Source organism: Streptomyces sp. NRRL F-5630 (genome assembly GCF_000719475.1).
Lineage (GTDB): Bacteria > Actinomycetota > Actinomycetes > Streptomycetales > Streptomycetaceae > Streptomyces.
Genome location: NZ_JOGO01000001.1, coordinates 13918 through 30839 on the forward strand (window position 1 = coordinate 13918; position 16922 = coordinate 30839).

Consider the following 16922-nt stretch of genomic DNA (forward strand, 5'->3'; position numbering starts at 1 on the left):
CTCCCGGGGCGGCCCGCCCTGTTGTGCTGGTGCCCGTGCGGAACCGGACGGCGGCTCAGCGCTCCACGACGTTGAGCGCCATCCGGCCGGACGAGGAACAGTACGGTCGCACCCGCACCGGCGCGAAGCCGTACACCCCGAGGTGCGGCCCCTCCAGATCGCCCTCCGCGGTGAGGGTGGGGTGGACGACCACGGACTTCACGTCGGCGAAGTCCTCCAGCATGTGGCACACCGGGCGGGTTTCGGGGTCGGTGCCGTGGAGGAGCACCCCCCACTCCCAGTCCTCCCAGTCCTCCAGTCGCCGGTCGATCAGCTCGCGCACGGGGAGCACGGCACGCACCACGCGGGGGGAGACGAGCTCGACGGGCACCGTCAGCCGGTCGGGGTGCGTCCCCCGGCGGTCGAGGACGAAAAGGCTTCCGGGGCCCGGCTCCGGGCCGCTGCCGCACACGCGGGCCGTCACCGTGATGGTCTCGCCCGGCCCGACCCGGACGCCGGCGCACTCGACGTGCTCCGCGCGGTCGAGCGTGCGCAGCAGCAGCCGGCCGTTGCGATGGGCGTACGGGAGTATCCAGCGCACCCGTGGCCCGGAGCGACCGCCGACGAGCAACAGCTGCCGCGCGGCGAGGAGTTCGCGGGTGTCACGCACTCCGGCCCGCAAGGGGACAGCGGCCTCGGCGGAGGTGCCGAGCAGCACGTGCCACGTGCCCTCCCCCGCCCGTTCCACCGTGTCGGGTCCGACGACCGCGCAGTACGTCGTGCTCTCGTGACCGCGGTGCTCGTACCGGGTCTCCAGCGGCAGACAGAGACGGCCGCCGTCCTCGTCCTTCGCGGTGGCCCGCAGGAACAGGCGGCGGCGTTCGCGGCCGTCATAGGGCGCCCCGACACTCAGCCGTACCTCTCCGCCCGGCTCGACGAAGGCCTCGGCCTCCCCGGCCTCGCGCAGCAGGTGCGAGCGTCCGCTGCGGCGACCGGTACCGGTCGAAGGCGCGCGGTAGCCGCGGGAGGAGGAGGCACGACGGGCGGCGGCCTCCTCGAAGAGCCGCGTGTAGAGGTCGGCCACGTGTTCGGGGTCGTAGCGCTCGGAGTTGCGCAGCGCGGCGGCGCTCATCTCCTTGCGCAGTACGTCGTCGCCCATGAGGCGGCCGAGCCCGTCCGCGATGGCGTTCACGTCCCCGTTCGCGACGAGCAGCCCGTCCTCGCCGTGGCGCAGGATCTCGCGCGGGCCCACCGGACAGTCGGTGGAGACGACGGGGAGACCGCACCGCATGGCTTCGACGAGAGTCATGCCGAAGGACTCGGCCGAGGACGTGACGGCGGCGACGGAGCCCTTGGCCCACTCGGACTCGATGGGGGAATGCCCACCCATGAGCAGGACGCGTTCGTCGAGCCCCGTCTTCCTGATGAGCCTGCCGAGTTCGGCCTGCTCGTCGCCGGTCCCGTAGATGCGCAGGTGCCATTCGGGGAAGTCGGGGGCAAGCAGCGCGAAGGCGCGCACGAGCAGGTCGTAGCGCTTGATGTGATGGAGGCGCCCGGCGCTCACCACGACCCGGGCGGTGCCGTCCGAGGGCGCGACGCGGGGGCGCGGGACGCTGTTGGGGATGGCGACGACCGGGACCCCTGCCACGGGCGTGTGTTCCCGGAAGGAACGGGCGTCGGCTTCCGTGACGGTGCTAATGGCGTCCAGGCGCGGGTAGACCCTCGCCATCGCGGCCCGGACGGCCGGCGGGATGGCGAGATGGGTCATGTGCTCCTGCGCGACACGCAGCGCCCGGTCGGCGGTGTGGGCCGCGACGAAGAGGTTGAGGCTCGGCCGGGTGCCGATGACGACATCGGCATCGGTGCCGCTCAGTTCCTCTCTGAGCCGTTCGTCGCTGAAGCGCGTGTACTGGGAGTAGTACTCCTCCTGCTGCGGGACGACCTCGCTGGGCCCGGAGGCGAGATGCGGGGCCCGGTCGGGGCGGCCGGGCCGGGTGTCGAGGAGGGAGCGCACGCGCACGGCCGGGGAGATCGTGAACTGGGGGGCCGCGGCGCGCTGGAACACGGAGACGATCTCGACCTCGTGCCGGGCGGAGAGCGCCTCGGCGAGGTTGATGACAGTGCGGTTGGTGCCGCCGATCCCGTAGATGTTGTTGATCAGGAAGGAGAGCTTCATCGAGGCCCGGTCTCCTTGCGCTCGAAGGGGCTGGGCACGGGGAAGTAGGACTGAAGGAAGGCTTTGACCTGCTGGGTGCGGCGCTCGCCCTCGCCGAAGTCTTCGGTGAGGGTGTCGTTGATGCAGAAGGCCTGCCGGTCCCGGCGGGCGAGGAGGATGCCGAGCCGCCGGGCGATCTCGGTCCGGGCCAGGTCGAGGTAGGCGAACTCGATGTCGGAGGGCACCGCGCGGCCCGTGAAGTAGGCGTAGTAGTGGTAGAGCGAGGAGGGGATGGAGATGTCGGCGGGGCTGCGGAAGCGGCTCGCCGCCGTCTTCGCGTGCTCGTGCGCGAAGGCCTGCTCCAGCTCGTAGAGGACGGAGCGGCGCAGCGCATAGGGCGCGTGCCGCAGCTTCTGCACGATGGTGGACCCGAAACGCTCCCGGATCAGCCTGCGGTTGTTCTTCCCCGCCGCGTCCACGGGGCGGTCCGCCTCGCCCCAGTCGTGGCTAGGGACCTGCGCCGGGGAGAGGAAGATGCGGGTCATCCCGTTGGAGAGGAAGAAGGTCTGCGGGAGAACGGGGCGGCCGAGGAACATGTCGTCGTTGAAATAGAGGAAATGCTCGGCGAGGCCGTCGATGTGGTGGAGCTGGCTCTCGATGGCGTGGGAGTTGAAGGTGGGCAGGAGCCCGGGATCGCTGAAGATCTCGCGGTGGTCGACGACGGTCAGCCAGGGCTGGAAGTCGTCGAGCCAGGCCGGACGCTGCTGGTCGGTCACGAGGAAGACGCGGCGTATCCAGGGGGCGTTCTGGTGCAGGGAGCGCAGAGAGAACCGCAGTTCGTCGCGGCTGATGTAGCGCGCCGCGTTGGCCGCCTCCGCATGGTAGCCGCCCTCGCCGAAGGCGGCGCGGCGCGACTGCCAGGCGGGGTCCTCGCCGTCCACCCAGGTGTAGACGGCGTCGATGGGGAAGCGGATGTCCTCGGGCAGGGCGCCGAGCGCGATCGGGAGCGTCGGCACGCGCCGCCCCTCGGCGGAGTGCGCGGGCGAGAACTGCGTCAGCCGCCGGGCGGGGGCGAGGACGAGGTCCTCGTTCACGGCGACGGCCTCGGTGACGCGGTTGGGGCGCGGTGCGTGGAGCATCCCGTCCTCCGCCCGCCAGAACTCCAGGTCGCAGCTGTGGGTGAGGCCGAGGACATGGCTTCCGCCGGGGTCGCTCCACAGGACGCCCACGCGCAGCACGCTCGCCTGCCGCAGGAGACGCTCGGCGTGACCGCTACCGCAGAGCACCGGGCGTCCGCGCAGGGACTCGCCGTCGCAGGCGCCGACGTAGAGCGGCAGGGTGACGGCCAGTTCGGTGAGCGCCGCCGCGACCTGCTCGCGGGCGTGTTCCGGCACGGCTATGACGCTGCGCAGCTCGGACTTGCCCCGTACGGCGAAGTGGTCGATGCCCTCGCGTTCCAGGAGACCGGCGATGAGGTCGAGGTTCTCCTCGCGGAGCAGGACGGGGGTCGCGTCCTCGCGGACCATGGCGATGGAGGAGCCGCGCACGGCCACGGTGCGGGACTCCTCGCCCTCCCGCATCCCCGGCCAGCGGCGTCGCGCCCTCGCCTCGCGCACAGCTCCGGTGAGCGGGGCGAGGAACTGGCTCTGCCGGAGGATGCCCTTGACTCCCTGCCGGACGCGCGGCGGCACATGACGGGCCACCTGGCCGCGGACGGAGGGGGGTACGAGGGAGCGGTAGGCGGTGACCGCCGCCCCCGCCTCCGCGTTGCCGCTCACGCCTGTCCCCCGGCGTTCGTGACCACCCGGTCCGGGGCGGCCGTGGCCCCGGGGACGGCGGGGGACGTGCCGGCACCGGCCGGGACGGCGGGGGAAGATTCGTAGGGGCTCGGCACCGGGAAGTACGCGCGCAGGAAGTCGAGCGCGGCCCTGGTGCCGTCGGCGAGCGCGGTGGCCGAGCCGAGGCCGAAAAGGTGCAGGTGCTGGACATCGCGCCGCACGAGGAGCCGGGCGTAGAGCCGCCGTGCCCCGGGGTGGGCGGCGTGGAGGGCGAGACCCTTGCCGCTGAGCGGTGTGGCGGCGTCCGCGACGCGGGCGTGGTGGTGCGCCAGTCCGTCCAGGGGGTGCGTGGTGGGCAGCGTGTCGCGCGTCTGGCCGTCGCCGCAGGGGTCGGCCGGCAGCGCGGCGCCCAGCTCGGCGAGGGTCGCACGGCTCAGCGGCTGGGGGCCGTGCGCGTAACCGCTGGTCACGGCACGGCCGGTCAGCTCCTGGGCGCGCGCGGTCCATTCAGCGAGGGCTTCGTCGGCGGTCCACGGCCCGGTCCTGGGGCGGGTCGCGCCGGTCGGCGTGAAGTAGTCGAAGGGGCGGGTGGGCCGGCCGAGGAGGGCGCCGGGCCGCAGCAGCAGGAAGTGCTCGCTGAGCCGGGGTATCGCGTGCAGGGCGCTACCGTGCCCTGACCGGTGGACCACGAGCCGTTCGCCGGGGGCGAGCCAGGAGGGGACCGGGGACTCGGCGAGAACGTGGACGACGTCGATCCAGGGAGCGTGCTGGTGCAGGGAGCGCAGGGCGGCGCGCAGCAGCTCCTCCGCCCAGGGCGCGGTGTCGCGCCACAGCACGACCGCGTCCACGGGGAAGGTGATGTCCTCCAGCCGCGGGATGTCGAAGGGAGCCAGCGAGGTAGTGCCGACGGAGGGGTCGGCGATGTAGCCGCTGAGCTGCCGCAGACCCAGCTCCACGCGGGGGGTGTCGCGTGCGACCACGCGCTGGACGCGGTTGGGCCTGGGGCCCACGAGACGTTCCGTGGCCAGCTCGTTGTTGACGGTCCAGAACTCGATCTCGACCCCGGCGTGCTGGCCGAGCACGAGGCTCGCGGTGGGATCGGCGCGCAGCCACTGGACGCGGAAGACGCGGACGCGCCCGTAGTTGCGCCACGCGGCGAGGTCACCGCCGGGTATCCGACTGGGCGCCGGGTCTCCCGGCATCACGGAGCTGACATAGCCGGTGTGCTCCTGGAGGAGGGCGCGCAGTGCCCGGCGCACGGGGCCCTTGTAGCGGCTCTCGACGGCGAGGCTGAGCCGCCGGTCGTCCAGCGCGGGCACGGCGAACCACGGGATACCGGCCGAGTCGAGGGCGGCGGTGACCACGTCGTGGTCGATGCGCCAGGCCTCCTGCGGAGTGAGGCCGGGGCTGACGTGCGCGGTCCTGCCGTCGGCGAGAAGGACCTCCTGGCCGGAGAGGAGGTGGAGTTCGGTGCGGCGCAGACGGCGCAGGGCGCGCTTGTGCAGCCCCACCTCACGTATGTCGAGGGTGCGGGCGAGAGACTGCTTCGCCTTGCGGCGCACACCTGCCGGCATACCGGAGGCCAGGGAGCGCAGGGGACGCGGGACGACGCGCCCGTACAGACGGGCGGCCGAACCCAGGGACGAGGGGTCAGGCACGGTGGCAGCTCCGGGAGGAGTTCTCGCTGGTCATCGTTCGTGGGGACTCGGGGTCGGGAAGTAACGGTGGAGAAAGGAGTCGAGTACTTCTTGCTGGGCCTCGACCTCCTCGGGGAGCGAGAAGGCGTCGTTGAGGCAGAAGCTGTCCTTGTCCCGTTCGATGAGCAGGCGGTCCAGCCGCGCCACGAGGTCGGGCACGGCGAGCTGGATGTAGGAGAACGGCAGCGACGACGGCAAGGCGCGTCCGGTGAGCGCCGCGTAGTAGAGGGCCATGGAGGAGGTGGGGGACAGGTCCGTCATGGCGCGGAAACGACTCGCCGCGGTCCGTCCCCAAGCCTCGGGGAAGTCGCGCTCCGCCTCCTCCATGGCGCTGCGGCGCAGGGCGTACGGGGCGTGCTCCATGGGTTGCGTGATGACGCGCCCGAAGCGCTGACGCAGCAGGGCCCGGTTGTTCTTGCACGCGGCGTCCACCGGGGTGTCCGTCTCCACGACCGGTCCTTGGGGGATCCGGTTGCGGGAGGGGAAATAGCGGGCGACACCCGTGGGACCGAAGAAGGTGTGGGGTGTGACGGGGCGGCCGAAGAACATGTCGTCGTTGAGGTAGAGGAAGTGTTCCGCCAGGCCGTCGATGTGGTGGAGCTGACTCTCGATGGAGTGCGAGTTGAAGGTGGGCAGATCCTCGGGACGGGTGAAAATCTCCCGATGGCTGACGACGCGTACACCCGGGACATCGGTGCGCAGCCAGGCGGGCGTCTGGTCGTCGGTGACGATGTGGACGGTGCGCACCCACGGCGCGAAGAGGTGCACCGAGCGCAGGGAGAAGCGCAGTTCGTCCCGGCTGATGAAGCGGGCGTCGCTCGCGGACTCGGCGTGGTACACCTCGCCCTTGACGGCGGCCTTGCGGCGCTGCCACGCGGGGTCGTTCCCGTCCACCCAGGTGTAGACGAGGTCGATGGGGAAGGTGATGTCCTCGACAGTGGGGACCAGGAACTCGGGCCTGGTGGGCAGCGGGGGGGCCAGTTCCGGGGGCGTCCACGGGGAGACGAAGCGGCTGAAGAGATGGGCGGGCCCGGTGACGGTGGGGCCGTCGGCGGCCACGGCCCAGGTGACCCGGTTGGCGCGCGGGGCGAGGAGCCGGTCCCCTTCCTGCCGCCAGAACTCCACGGCGCAGCCGTACTGGTCGCCGAGCAGGAGGTGTCCGCCGGGATCGGAGCGGTGCCAGGCGAGGTGCACGGCGAGGGCTTCGTGGGCGTCGAGCCAGGCTCGGGAGGCGGCGCACGGGGCGGCCTCGGTCGTCCCGCCCTCGGGGTCGAGGACGAGGGACAACATGGCGTCCTCGTCGGCGAGATCCTGGCGCAGCGCGCTGAGCGCCCGGTCCCTGTACTCCTCCGCCACGGCGAGCGTGGTGCCGTGGTCGCCGCGGCCCCGGACGGTGAAGTACGGGATGCGCGCGGCGTCGAGGACGCGGGTCACGCCGAGGCGGTTGGCCTCACGGGCGCCCAGCGGCGTGGCGCGTGGGTCGGTTCGGACGCGGGGCCCGCTGAGGGCGTAGGAACCGGCGGCGGGGTGTCGCGTCTCGTCCCAGGGATGCGAGAGGGAGGTCTCAGCCGCTCCTCCGGCTCTGATGTCCTGACCGGACCCGGGTGCGGAAATCGTCGCCACTGTCCACCTTCCCCACGGCGGCACCCTGTGCGCGACTGTCCTAGCGGTGCCGAAAAATGCCCGGCACGACGAGGCGACACGGACCTGATCGAGGGAGCCGTTTCGCCGGTGTTCCGCCGCCGTCACCCAGGCGTACGTCGGGCCACTCTGGAAACCTGCTCCACATCTTCCTCATATCGTCGCTTACTTCTTCAATAATTGTCAACGACGGTTCACTTGGTCACAAATGTGAACAAGGATGATCGACAGAGGTATCTCAGCAGCGCGAGAAGAGTGCGCAAGGGAGCGAGGGAAGAGCGGAACCCGGCACCCTCGGGGAAGCGTCTGTACGTTCGATGTCGCCTATATATAGTGCGGATTCACGCGCAGCCCGGTCCTCGCCGCCCCGTGACGGCTCACTCCCCCACACCGAGGCCCCTCAAGCGACGACTGGAGCAGCATGAGCCACAACGAGGCGCCGCCCGCCGCCCCTTCCCGACGTGCCCGGCCGCGCAGGAAGCGGCACACAGGGCGGTGGATCCTCGTCGGCCTGCTGGTCGTCGTGCTCGCCGCCGGCGGTACCGGCTGGTGGTACTACGAGCACCTGAACGGCAACCTCAAGGGCGTGGACCTGAGCAAGCAACTCGACGAGTCCACGCGGCCGAAGAAGGCCGTCGCCGCCGGGGACGCCACCAATCTCCTGGTCCTCGGCTCCGATTCGCGCGCGGGGGACAACGGCAAGCTCGACGCGGGGAACGTGAGCGGGGCCCGCTCGGACACCGCGCTGCTCGTGCACATCCCCGAGGGGCGGCAGAAGGCGGTCGCGGTGAGCATCCCGCGCGACACGCTCGTGGACCGGCCCGAGTGCACGAAGCACGACGGCTCGGCCCTCCCGGCCGCGCACCGCGTCATGTTCAACTCGGTGTACTCGCTCGCCGGGCCCGCCTGCGTCGTCAAGACCGTCGAGAAGATGTCGGACGTACGCGTCGACCACCTCGTCGAGGTGGACTTCGCCGGCTTCAAGGGCCTCGTGGACGCGATCGGCGGCGTCACCGTGACGACGGACGAGGACATCCACGACGCGAAGAGCGGCTTCGACCTGCCGAAGGGCACGCACAAGCTCGACGGCACCGACTCGCTCAAGTTCGTCCGCACCCGCTACGGCCACGGCGACGGCAGCGACCTCGGCCGCATCGGTCTCCAGCAGCAGTTCCTGCTGGCGCTGCTGAGCGAGGTGAAGAACCAGGACCTCCTCGGCAGCCCCGCCAAGGCCATCAAGATGGCGAACTCCGCGACCAAGGCGCTCACCACGGACGAGGACCTCGCCTCGCTCACGTCCCTCGCCAAGTTCGCCCGGAGCATGCGCGGGATCGACCCGAACACGATGGAGACCATCATGTTGCCGGTCGCCTACGACAAGCAGGACCCCAACCGCGTCGTTCCGGCCGAACCGCAGGCCACGCAGTTGTGGAAGGCGCTCCGCAACGATGTGGACATCCCGGAGTCGGCGAAGAAGTCACCGGCGACGGGGGGCTGAGCGCTGAGCCCCGTGTCGTGCCGCACGCCGGCGCCCCGCGTCGCGACGGTCCCTGGGGCCCGCTCCTCAGACCGTCAGCGCGGGTCCCATCAGGAGACCCGGCTCGTCGCTGCGGCGGCTGAGGCGCGGGCGGCCGTCCGTGCCGAACACGCCGAGGGTCACGCGGCCCGCGCCGTCCAGGGCCAGGCAGGGGCGGCCGGTGCCGCTGAGCCCGCTAGGGGCCCACCACAGCCCGTCCTGCTCCTGCTCGCTACGGCACATCGCGACCATGACCTGCCCGGCCGCGTCGCGATAGGCGAAGACCGTGCGGTCCTCGCCGTCGATCCGCGCGCGCAGCACTGACAGGGTGTCGTCCACGGGGGAACCGCCCATGGGTATCAGCCAGCTTCCCGGGCGGTGCGCGACGAGTCCTCCGTTGGCCGGGTCGGTCCAGTAGAAGGTGACCACGCCGGGCGAGGTCTCCAGCCCTCGTACGCTCCCGCTCCGTACCGAGAGCGGAATGTCCGGCCGCTGCGCGAAGGGGCCATGCGCCTTGTCCCGCACCCAGTAGGAGGTGAGGGCCTCGCCCGGGGCGAGCACCTCCACCGTGCCGGCCGAGGTGGCGACGGCCGCGGGCACGTCGTAGAGCCTGGACCCCTTGAGATCCTTCCACCCCTCCCACTTCCCCGTCTTGTCCTCGCGGCGCAGCATGAGGCCGCGGCCTGCGTTGCGCACCAGGACGTGGACGGTGCCTCCGTCGTCCACGGCGACGGCGGGGACGCCGAGCCGGGCGGCCCGCGTGGGGCTCTTGGTGTGCGGGTTGCCGAGGCCGCGGAAGGTGCCGAGGGCACGCCCCGTCTGGTACTGGACGGCGTGCACGAGATCGACGGCAGTCGGCGCGTCCTCCCGCGGCACCGCGCGCCGGCCGACGAGATGGGTGTAGCCGTTGGCGCCCTGGCCCACCGTGAGGGAATCGAGGTGCGGAACGGGGAAGAAGTCGGGCCCCTCCCAGTCCGGGGCACCCGCGCGCCGCTCGGTCCAGCGCAGTACGCCCTCGGCGGTGTGCGCGAAAGCGGTCAGCCGTCCATCCGTCCCACGCGTGAGCCACGTCCCACGCGGCACCCGCACCTCGACGACGGCCGCTCCGTGCCCCGTCTGCTCGGCCGCCCCGCCCCGCTGTCCCGCTCTCGCCATCAGCCCGCCCTTCTTCCCAGGCCGGACCACCGGCCGCCGCGGGCCGTACCGTCACCCGGGCAGCGCCCATCATAGGAGCCGTCGGAGAACGGCTCCGCCCCCGTCCCCGCCGCGCGATGATGAGGCCATGGACGCACAGCGCACACTCGTCGTGGACGCCGCCAATGTCGTCGGCTCGGTGCCGGACGGCTGGTGGAAGGACCGCAAGGGGGCCGCAGAGCGGCTCCGGGACTCGCTCGCGCGGTACGGGAGCGAGGGCTTGCCCGGCTGGCCGGCGCCGCTCGACGTGGTGCTCGTCGTCGAGGGCGCCGCGCGGGGCGTGACGGCGGTGGAAGGCGTACGGGTCGTGGCCGCCCCCGGCAGCGGCGACGACGAGATCGTGGCGGAGGTCGAACGGGCCCCCGGCCCGGCCCTCGTCATCACGGCCGACCGCGAACTGCGCGAGAGAGTCACGGCCTTGGGCGCGGAGGTGGCGGGCCCCCGCACCGTACGGCCCTGAGGGGACCCCCGGCCCGCGAGGGGGCACCCCTGCCGCCCCCCCACTCCCCCGCCGCAGCCCGACCACGGCTGCGTCTCCACCCCTCCCGCCCGTACGCAGCCTGCCGCGGCGATGTGACCCCGGAGCGGGAGCGCCGTCGAGGAGCGTCCACGACGGCGCCGCAGAGGCTCCCGCAGGCGGCGGGCTCCGGAGAGGGGCGGGGACGACGGAGGGGGCGGGGTGAGCATGGCGCTCAGCCTGTCCGCCCCCTTCCGCCCTGTGCTACCCCTTCCCGGACGACGCCTCGTGGGGGTCGAGCCGGCTGTGGCGGTGGCCGTAGGTCGCGTACAGGATCGTGCCGATGACCATCCAGATGAGGAACCGGAGCCAGGTCTCGGCCGGGAGGTTCAGCATGAGCCACAGCGAGGCGAGGACCGAGGCGATCGGCAGCCAGGGCACGAGCGGCGTGCGGAACGAGCGGTGGAGGTCCGGGCGGGTGCGGCGCAGGATGACGACGCCGAGTGCGACGACGATGAAGGCGAAGAGCGTGCCGATGTTGACGAGTTCGGCGAGTTCGTCGATCGACGTGAACCCGGCGACGACCGCGACGACACCGCCGAGCAGCGCGGTGGAGCGGTACGGGGAGCCGAAGCGCGGGTGGACCTTCGAGAAGCTCTTGGGCAGCAGGCCGTCCCGGCTCATGGCGAAGAAGACGCGGGTCTGGCCGAGGAGCAGGATCATGCAGACCGAGGTGAGCCCGACCGCCGCGCCGAAGCTGATGAGCCCGGCCCAGAAGGGGTGCCCGACCGCCTTGAAGGCGTCGGCGAGCGGGGCGTCGACGGTGAGGTCCGTGTACTTCTGCATACCGGTGACGACGACCGAGACAGCGATGTAGAGGACCGTGCAGATGGCCAGGGAGCCCAGGATGCCGCGCGGGACGTCGCGCTGCGGCTTGCGGGTCTCCTCGGCGGCGGTCGCGACGACGTCGAAGCCGATGAAGGCGAAGAAGACGACCGCGGCGGCCGTGAAGATGCCCATGACGCCGAAGTTCGACGGCGTGAAGCCGGCGATGAGCTGGATGAGCGGGGCGGTGAGGCCGCCGCCGCCTTCCGTGGGCTCGGACGGGGGCACGAAGGGCTTGTAGTTGGCGCCCGTGATGAAGAAGGCGCCGACGATGACGACGATCAGGACGACGGTCACCTTGACGGCGACGATGACGTTCGTGACGCGCGAGGAGAGCTTCGTGCCCGCGACGAGGATGCCGGTGAGGACGAGGACCAGAAGGGCCGCGAGAAGGTCGAAGCCGAAGTGACCGCCGTGCGTGCCGCTGAGCCATTGCGGCAGGTGGAATCCGGCCGTGTCGAGGAGCGAGCGGATGTAGCCGGACCAGCCGACCGCCACCACCGCCGCACCGAGCGCCAGTTCGAGGATGAGGTCCCAGCCGATGATCCAGGCGGGGAACTCACCGAGCGAGGCGTAGGAGAAGGTGTACGCGGAACCGGCGACCGGGACCGTCGAGGAGAACTCGGCGTAACACAGCGCGGCGAGCGCGCACACGACGCCGGCGACGGCGAAGGCGATCGCGACCGAGGGGCCGGCGTTCTGCTTGGCGACCTTCCCCGTGAGCACGAAGATTCCGGTGCCGATGACGACCCCGACGCCGAAGACGGTCAGGTCGAGGGCCGAGAGGGATTTCCGGAGCGAGTGCTCGGGGTCCTCGGTGTCCTTGATCGACTGTTCGATGTTCTTCGTACGGAACAGGGTCCTCGCACGGAAGGGGCTGTGGCTGTTCAACGGGGCGACCTCCCACCCTCGGGTGCACGCATGATCGCGAAAGCGATGGGCCACGTCTGCCCGGCCACGGCCCTTTTCACGCGAACGGACCACCGTTTCCGCCCCGGAGAGGGGTTTCGACGGCGGTCCGCACCCGGAGGAACGAGCGCGCGCCTCCACCTGCCGGTCCCGGGGCGCGCGGTTCCGTGCGCCCCGGCGCCCGCTCAGTCGCGCGTGCGCTCCACCTGCTCGTCGGCGGCGGCCCGCTCCGTCTCGTACGCGCCCTGGAGGCTCGCGACGAGACCGGTGACCTGCCGGGCGATGTCGGGGGCCGTGAGGCCGATCTCGGCGAGCACCTCCTTGCGCGAGGCGTGGTCGAGGAAGCGCGGCGGGATGCCGAAGTCGCGCAGCGGGAGGTCGACGCCCGCGTCGCGCAGCGCCTGCGCGATCGCGGAGCCGACGCCGCCGACGCGGCTGTTGTCCTCGACGGTGACGACGATGCGGTGCTTCTCTGCGAGCGGGGCGAGCGCCTCGTCGACCGGCTTCACCCAGCGCGGGTCGACGACGGTCGTGGAGATGCCCTGCTTGTCGAGGAGCGTCGCGGTCTCCAGGCACATCGGGGCGAGGGCGCCCACGGAGACGAGGAGCACGTCGGGGTGCTCGCTGCCCGCCTCGCGCAGCACGTCCATGCCGCCGACACGGCCCACGGCCGGTACGGCGGGCCCGACGACGCCCTTGGAGTAGCGGACCACGGTCGGCGCGTCGTCGACGGCGACGGCCTCGCGGAGCTGGGCCCGCAGCTGCTCGGCGTCGCGCGGCGCGGAGATCCGCAACGACGGGACGATCTGGAGCAGCGACATGTCCCACATGCCGTTGTGCGAGGCGCCGTCGTCGCCCGTGACGCCCGCGCGGTCCAGGACAAAGGTCACTCCGCACTTGTGCAGGGCGACGTCCATGAGGACCTGGTCGAAGGCGCGGTTGAGGAAGGTCGCGTACACCGCGAAGACGGGGTGCAGGCCACCGGTCGCGAGCCCGGCGGCGGAGACCGCCGCGTGCTGCTCGGCGATGCCGACGTCGTAGACGCGCTCGGGGAACGCCTCGGCGAACTTCTTGAGGCCGACCGGCTGGAGCATCGCCGCGGTGATCGCGACGAGGTCCTCGCGCTCACGGCCGATCCGGACCATCTCGTCGCCGAAGACCGAGGTCCAGCTCGCCGCCGCCGTCTTGACCGGCAGGCCGGTGTCGGGGTGGATGGGGCCGATGCCGTGGAAGCGGTCGGCCTCGTCGTGCTCCGCGTGCTCGTAGCCGCGGCCCTTCTGCGTGATGCAGTGGACGATGACGGGGCCGCCGAAGCGCTTGGCGCGCGTCAGGGCGGACTCCAGGGCCTCCATGTCGTGGCCGTCGATGGGGCCGACGTACTTGAGGCCGAGGTCCTCGAACATGCCCTGCGGCGCGATGAAGTCCTTGAGGCCCTTCTTCGCGCCGTGCAGCGTCTCGTAGAGCGGGCGGCCCACGACGGGGGTGCGCTCCAGCATCTCCTTGCCGCGGGTCAGGAAGCGCTCGTAGCCGTCGGTCGTGCGGAGCGTGGCGAGGTGGTTCGCGAGGCCGCCGATCGTCGGCGCGTAGGAGCGCTCGTTGTCGTTGACGACGATGACGAGGGGGCGGTCCTTGGCGGCGGCGATGTTGTTGAGCGCCTCCCAGGCCATGCCGCCGGTGAGGGCGCCGTCACCGATGACGGCGACGACGTGGTCGTCCTTGCCGAGCACCTGGTTGGCCTTCGCGAGGCCGTCGGCCCAGCCGAGCACCGTCGAGGCGTGGCTGTTCTCGATGACGTCGTGCTCGGACTCGGCGCGCGAGGGGTAGCCGGAGAGGCCGCCGCGGGTGCGCAGCCGCGAGAAGTCCTGGCGTCCGGTGAGGAGCTTGTGCACGTACGCCTGGTGGCCGGTGTCGAAGAGGACGCGGTCGCGCGGCGATTCGAAGACGCGGTGCAGGGCGATCGTCAGTTCGACGACCCCGAGGTTGGGGCCGAGGTGGCCGCCGGTCTTGGAAACGGCCTCCACGAGGAAGGTCCTGATCTCCCCGGCGAGCTGGTCGAGCTGCTCAGGGCTGAGCCGGTCCAGATCGCGCGGTCCCGTGATGCGGGTCAGCAGCGGCACCCGTGCCTCCTTGCAGTAGAGCTGTCGAACCTTGCCGGGTCTGGCGGTCTTGCGAGTCTAGTGTTCCGCCTCGGCGCCTCGTCACCGGTTCGGGGCGAGCTGTGTCACTTCGTACGCGGGGGCGGGGCCGGTCCATGATCCACCCTGCCGGGGGCGCAGGCCACCCGGGGGGGGCCGTTTGCCCGCGGCGCTTCCGGTACCGCGTCGCTTCCGGCGCCGTCAGGAAAGTACGACAACATACGGGTGCCCCGCCTCTCCGTACGTAGACGTGGAGACGGGGCAGCCCGGTCGCCGGTTGCCGTCAGGCGCGACCGGCCGACTTCTGGGTCTTGCGGGTCACGGAGTCGATGACGACCGTGGCCAGCAGCACCGCGCCGGTGATCATGTACTGGACCGGCGAGGCGACGCCCTCCAGGGCGAGACCGTTCTGGATCGAGCTGATCACGAGGACACCGAGCAGGGCGTGCCAGGTGCGGCCGCGTCCGCCGAAGAGGCTGACGCCGCCGATGACGGCCGCCGCGATGGAGTTCATCAGCAGGTCACCGGTACCGGCGCCCTGGTTGGCGGTGGCGATCTTGGAGGCCAGGAAGAGGCCGCCGGCGCCCGCGAAGGCGCCCGCGATGCCGAAGACCGAGATCCGGATCAGGGTGACGTTGATGCCCGCGCGCCGCGAGGCCTCGACGCTGCCACCGAGGGCGAAGACCTTGCGGCCGTAGGAGGTGCGGCGCAGTACGAAGTCCGTGAGGACCACGAGCGCGAGGAAGACGACCAGCGCGAGGGGGGTGCCCTTGTACTGGTTGAGCATGATCGCCACGGCGAAGGCCAGGACGGCGAGCAGCACGGTCCGCAGGATGATCTCGCTGAGCGGACGCGAGGGGACGTCGGCCGCCTTGCGACGACGGGCGTCCAGGAAGGAGCTGAGGAAGAAGAGCACCACGGTGACGAGCGCGAGGCCGTAGGCCACGGCGACGTCGCTGAAGTAGTACGTGGTGAGCTTGACGATCCCGCCGTCGGGGTTGAGGTTGATCGTCCCGTTGTCGCCGAGGATCTGGAGCATGAAGCCCTGCCAGAACAGCAGTCCGGCGAGGGTGACGGCGAAGGCGGGGGCGCCGAGGCGGGCGAAGAAGAAGCCGTGGATGGCGCCGATGACGAGGCAGGTGGCGATGGCGATGAGGATCGCCAGCCAGTCGTCCACCCCGTGGTTGACGGAGAGGACCGCCGAGAAGGCGCCCGCGACACCGCTGACCGAGCCGACCGAGAGGTCGATCTCGCCGAGCAGCAGGACGAAGACGATACCCACCGCGATGAGCCCCGTGCCGACCATGGTGATGCTCATGGCGGTGAGGTTGCCCGCGGTGAGGAAGCCCGAGTTCAGGCTCTGGAAGATGATCCAGATGACGACGAGACCGGCGATGACGGGCATGGTGCCGAGCTCGCCGCCGCGTATGCGGCGCTTGAACTCGGTCAGGTAGCCGGCGAAGCCCTGCTCGCGCACGAGCAGCCGGGGGTCGACCGCGGCGATGGCGCCCGCGGCGCTCTCCGGGTTGCTGGTGCTGTCCTGCACCGCCCCCGGGGTGTCCTTCTTCACGTTCTGGGCGCTCACTTCTGGTCTCCCACACTGCGGGCCGCGCGGCGGGTCACGGCGTTCTCCGTGGCACCGGTGATGGCGGAGATGATCTCTTCCTGGGAGGTCGTCTTCACGGGGAAGACACCGTTGTTGCGACCGAGCCGCAGAACGGCGACGTTGTCCGCGACGGACTTCACGTCGGCCATGTTGTGGCTGATGAGGACGACCGCGAGGCCCTGCTCGCGCAGGCGCTCCACGAGGTCGAGGACCTGCGCGGTCTGCTCGACGCCGAGTGCGGCGGTCGGCTCGTCGAGGATGACGAGCTTGGGCTCGCCCAGCATCGAGCGGGCGATGGCGACGGTCTGGCGCTGACCACCCGAGAGCGAGGCGACCGGGATGCGGACGCTCGGGATGCGGATGGAGAGCGTGGTGAGCAGCTCGCGGGCGCGGCGCTCCATCTCGACCTCGTCGAGCACGCCCCAGCGGCGCACCTCGCGACCGAGGAAGAGGTTGCCGACCACGTCCAGGTTGTCGCAGAGCGACAGGTCCTGGTACACGGTGGCGATGCCCAGCTCCTGGGCGTCGTGGGGGCGGTTGATCGAGACCGGGCGGCCCTCCCACTCGATGACACCGTCATCGATGGAATGGGCACCCGCGATCGTCTTGACCAGAGTGGACTTACCGGCGCCGTTGTCGCCGACCAGGGCGAGCACCTCGCCAGCGTGGACCTCAAGCTCTACGTCGGTGAGCGCCTGCACGGCACCGAACCGCTTGGAGACCCCGCGCAACGCCAACACGGGCGCAGCGGACACGTGAACCATCTCCTTCGCCGCCTGACCGGCGGGGATGCCGCGCCCGGTGGGGGGACCGGACGCGGTGGGTTGAGCAGATTGGGGGGATTCCCGCCCGGTGGTCCGTCCGGCGCCCCGTCCCGAGAGCGGGACTGTGGAGGGGACGGGGCACCGGACAGGTCTGGGAGGGCGCGAGACGAGGCGCTCACCGGCCGGGGACCGCGTGAGCGCCGTCT

The 16922-nt window shown here is 71.5% G+C and carries 11 protein-coding genes; 2 read left to right on the plus strand and 9 right to left on the minus strand.

Going from position 1 to position 16922, the window contains the following annotated elements; translation table 11 throughout:
- Positions 1–55: 55 nt before the first annotated feature.
- The 4 genes from IF99_RS0100055 to IF99_RS0100070 are packed head-to-tail and all read right to left on the minus strand — an operon-like array spanning position 56 to position 7232.
- Positions 56–2155 (minus strand): glycosyltransferase family 4 protein, encoded by a 2100-nt coding sequence (locus IF99_RS0100055; protein WP_030994173.1) that lies wholly within the window; start codon positions 2153–2155, stop codon positions 56–58.
- Positions 2152–3912, minus strand: a complete 1761-nt coding sequence (locus IF99_RS0100060; RefSeq protein WP_030994174.1) for a stealth family protein — start codon at positions 3910–3912, stop codon at positions 2152–2154. Before IF99_RS0100060 ends, IF99_RS0100055 begins: the two co-directional genes overlap by 4 nt.
- Positions 3909–5570 (minus strand): sugar phosphotransferase, encoded by a 1662-nt coding sequence (locus IF99_RS0100065; protein ID WP_234340522.1) that lies wholly within the window; start codon positions 5568–5570, stop codon positions 3909–3911. The genes IF99_RS0100060 and IF99_RS0100065 overlap by 4 nt, the downstream gene beginning before the upstream one ends.
- Before the next feature lie 30 nt (positions 5571–5600).
- Positions 5601–7232, minus strand: coding sequence for a stealth family protein (locus tag IF99_RS0100070; protein ID WP_234340523.1), 1632 nt, complete (start codon positions 7230–7232; stop codon positions 5601–5603).
- Positions 7233–7671: 439 nt separating this feature from the next.
- On the opposite strand from IF99_RS0100070, the gene IF99_RS0100075 reads away from it, so the two are divergent.
- Positions 7672–8748, plus strand: a complete 1077-nt coding sequence (locus IF99_RS0100075; protein ID WP_030994177.1) for an LCP family protein — start codon at positions 7672–7674, stop codon at positions 8746–8748.
- 66 nt (positions 8749–8814) lie between these two features.
- Here the strand turns inward: IF99_RS0100075 and IF99_RS0100080 are convergent, their stop codons facing one another.
- Positions 8815–9921, minus strand: a complete 1107-nt coding sequence (locus IF99_RS0100080; RefSeq protein WP_030994178.1) for a hypothetical protein — start codon at positions 9919–9921, stop codon at positions 8815–8817.
- 127 nt (positions 9922–10048) lie between these two features.
- Here IF99_RS0100080 and IF99_RS0100085 point away from each other — a divergent pair, with 127 nt between their 5' ends.
- Positions 10049–10420: a hypothetical protein gene (locus tag IF99_RS0100085; protein WP_030994179.1), complete on the plus strand. Its 372-nt coding sequence runs from the start codon at positions 10049–10051 to the stop codon at positions 10418–10420.
- A 261-nt stretch (positions 10421–10681) separates the two neighbouring features.
- Here IF99_RS0100085 and IF99_RS0100090 read toward each other — a convergent pair whose 3' ends face one another.
- The 4 genes from IF99_RS0100090 to IF99_RS0100105 form a co-directional block, all read right to left on the minus strand.
- Positions 10682–12193 (minus strand): amino acid permease, encoded by a 1512-nt coding sequence (locus tag IF99_RS0100090; RefSeq protein WP_030994180.1) that lies wholly within the window; start codon positions 12191–12193, stop codon positions 10682–10684.
- A 203-nt stretch (positions 12194–12396) separates the two neighbouring features.
- Positions 12397–14328 (minus strand): 1-deoxy-D-xylulose-5-phosphate synthase, encoded by a 1932-nt coding sequence (gene dxs, locus IF99_RS0100095; protein ID WP_030994181.1) that lies wholly within the window; start codon positions 14326–14328, stop codon positions 12397–12399.
- 301 nt (positions 14329–14629) lie between these two features.
- Positions 14630–15931, minus strand: a complete 1302-nt coding sequence (locus tag IF99_RS0100100; RefSeq protein ID WP_030994182.1) for a sugar ABC transporter permease — start codon at positions 15929–15931, stop codon at positions 14630–14632.
- On the minus strand, positions 15928–16716 hold the full coding sequence (locus IF99_RS0100105) for an ATP-binding cassette domain-containing protein (protein ID WP_030994183.1): 789 nt from the start codon (positions 16714–16716) through the stop codon (positions 15928–15930). The genes IF99_RS0100100 and IF99_RS0100105 overlap by 4 nt, the downstream gene beginning before the upstream one ends.
- Positions 16717–16922 lie beyond the last annotated feature (206 nt).